Here is a 2,449-nt window from a genome sequence, read left to right on the forward strand (position 1 = left end):
GTGGATCGCGGCCACGACCGGCTTCGGTGAATTCTCGATCTCGGAAAGCACGTCGTTAAGGGCGGGCGGCTTCGGCGGCTTGCCGAATTCGGTGATGTCAGCGCCCGCAATGAAGGTGCGGCCGGCGCAGGTCAGCACGATGCCCTTGATGGCGGGATCGGCGATTGCGGCCTTGATGCACTCCAGAATTCCGCCGCGAACCGCGGCGCTCAGCGCGTTGACCGGAGGGCTGTTGACCGTGATCACACCGATCGCGTCGTGACGTTCTAGTTTCACGGTTTCCACTCTTTATCCCTTCGGTTTGTGTTTCATGCGCTTCTTGGCTGACGACACCTCAGCGCAAAGCGGATCGCCATCTGATGATCGACATCCGTAGAAGCGAGCCGATCAAGGCGATCCACTCGAACGTCCTGTAATGCGCCGTAGCGTCGCGGCTGCTACAGCTGCTGTTCCGGAGGATGTGCCGCTGCCTGAATAGGTTTCGCCAAGGGTGGACTGTATCCGGGCGATGCGATCGTCACGCAACTGTGTGCGCCGCACCTTGCCTGCTTCGTCGCGAAGAGGCTCGTCTACGAACTCGATGGTGCGCGGACGCTTATAGGGTACTAGCCGCTCGGCTAGATGTGCTAGCAGCGCGTCCTCAGTCAGACCCGGGCGAGCCTGGACAATGGCGTGAATGGACGAACCCATATCCTCATGCGGCAGGCCAACCACGGTGCTCGACATTACTGCGGGGTGTTCGTCTATCGCCGCTTCCACCTCAGCAGGATAGACGTTAGACCCTCCGACGAGGATCATGTCAGTCCGCCGGTCAGAGAGGTAGAGATAGCCGTCAGCGTCAAAGTAACCGATGTCACCGAGGCTCTCCCAGCCGCCGGGCAGGGTGCGCGCAGTCGCTCCCCGGTAATTGTAGGTAGGCGGTGATCCCGCCGAACGCCGCATGTAAATCTCCCCCACCTCGCCGGGTGGCAGCACGTTTCCGTCGGCGCCAACGGTTTTCATTTCACCCGAGCTCACGCGTCCAACGGAGCCGCGATGATCCAGCCATTCGGTTCCAGTGATAGTCGTGCCGGCTTGGTTCTCAGAGCCGGCATAGAGCTCCATGATCACCTCAGGCCCGAGCCAGTTGATGAAGGCCTCCTTGAGCCATGGTGGGCAAGGCGCGCCTAGGTGCCAGAGCGTCTTCAGCGATGAAATGTCATAGCGGCCTCGCACCTCTTCCGGCAGTCGCCAGATGCGGCTCATCATGGTGGGCACCAGATACACCCAAGTGGCCTGGTGCCGATCGATCTCAGCCAGCAGGCCCTCGGCATCGAAGCGCGGCATCAGCACCACGTGAACCCCACGAGTTAGTGCGTCTTGGGCGCATGAGAATGGGCCGGTATGATAGAGCGGTGCAGGAATCAAGGCCGTATCGCCCAAACCAAACCGCCAAAAATTTGGGCCATTCCCAGGTTCAGCCAGAGTCAGGGCGGACGAGCCGGACAGGATCAGCTTGGGACGTCCCGTCGAACCGCCCGAGGTCATGGCCCTCAAGACAGGAGCCACTCGCGGTTCCAGGGGCCGAGTATCGCGGGATAGTGCGAGCAGCTCCTCGATCGTGAAGCGCCGCCGGTTGGTCTCCATGCCCGGCAATGCGATCACAACTGACGGCTCGGCGAGGTCGACGATCGCGCGCAGCTCGGCATTGGGTAGCCGGAACGACACCGGCTGCGGGGTTGCACCTACCTTCCAGGCCCCCCAGCAAGCCTCGATGAAATCAATGCTGTTGGGCAGGCCTATCGTGACGAGGTCGCCCAGTTTCACGCCCAGTCCCTCTAGAGCGTAGGCGATCCGGTTAGTTTGCGCATCCAGTTGGCCAAAGGTAAGAGTGGTCTCACCACAACTAACTGCTCGGGCATGCGGCGCTGTCTGGGCGCATCGGGAAAGTTTCTCGCCGAGCGCGATAATCTCTTCGGTCATTTCAGCCACAAACGTTGTCGATCTTTGGCTGCATGCACGAGAACGGAAAGCAAACGGCCAACATCAGATATTGCAAGAGGTTTACCTTGCCACTCAGAACAAAACCCCCGACTTTGGTCGCCTTGGCGCAAAAATTAATCACTGAGTGCAATCGCGCCGCCGTAAGACAGTCCGCACAAACAGCGGTTTCAAACGGCTTATCAAAAAGCAGCGCAGAATCTCGTGATTGTCCTGGTAATGATCTGAACGGTTCAGAGGCACTAGCTAGCTGTTGAGCCTCAAGACGTTGTTCCTGGTCAAGCCGAGTCGGGCCTTCATGCCCGAGAGCTATCGCCAAATTTTGGTGACGGCCCGAGCCGGTCAGGCGGCGGCGGTTATGGGCTGGCGGTCGGTCGGCTTGGCGATGACCTCGATCCCATCATTGAATGTCACACCGACAACGAGTTTTGGCAACTGGTTGTGGCCATCGAGACGACGCCAGCTTCTC

At 59.9% G+C, this 2,449-nt stretch carries 2 protein-coding genes; both read right to left on the reverse strand.

What is annotated here, in order from left to right; translation table 11 throughout:
• The coding region (locus IVB36_RS07875; protein ID WP_247391081.1) for an enoyl-CoA hydratase/isomerase family protein at positions 1 to 285 on the reverse strand (285 nt) is incomplete at its 3' end.
• A gap of 102 nt (positions 286 to 387) precedes the next feature.
• A complete protein-coding gene (locus tag IVB36_RS07880) occupies positions 388 to 1,962 on the reverse strand; it encodes an AMP-binding protein (protein WP_247391083.1) in 1,575 nt (524 codons plus the stop codon).
• Between the last annotated feature and the right edge of the window lie 487 nt (positions 1,963 to 2,449).

Source organism: Bradyrhizobium sp. 35 (assembly GCF_023073215.1).
Lineage (GTDB): Bacteria > Pseudomonadota > Alphaproteobacteria > Rhizobiales > Xanthobacteraceae > Bradyrhizobium > Bradyrhizobium canariense_D.

Excerpts from the sequence above, each read along its gene's own strand:
- IVB36_RS07880 (WP_247391083.1), bottom strand. The coding sequence starts at position 1,962 with ATGACCGAAGAGATTATCGCGCTCGGCGAGAAACTTTCCCGATGCGCC.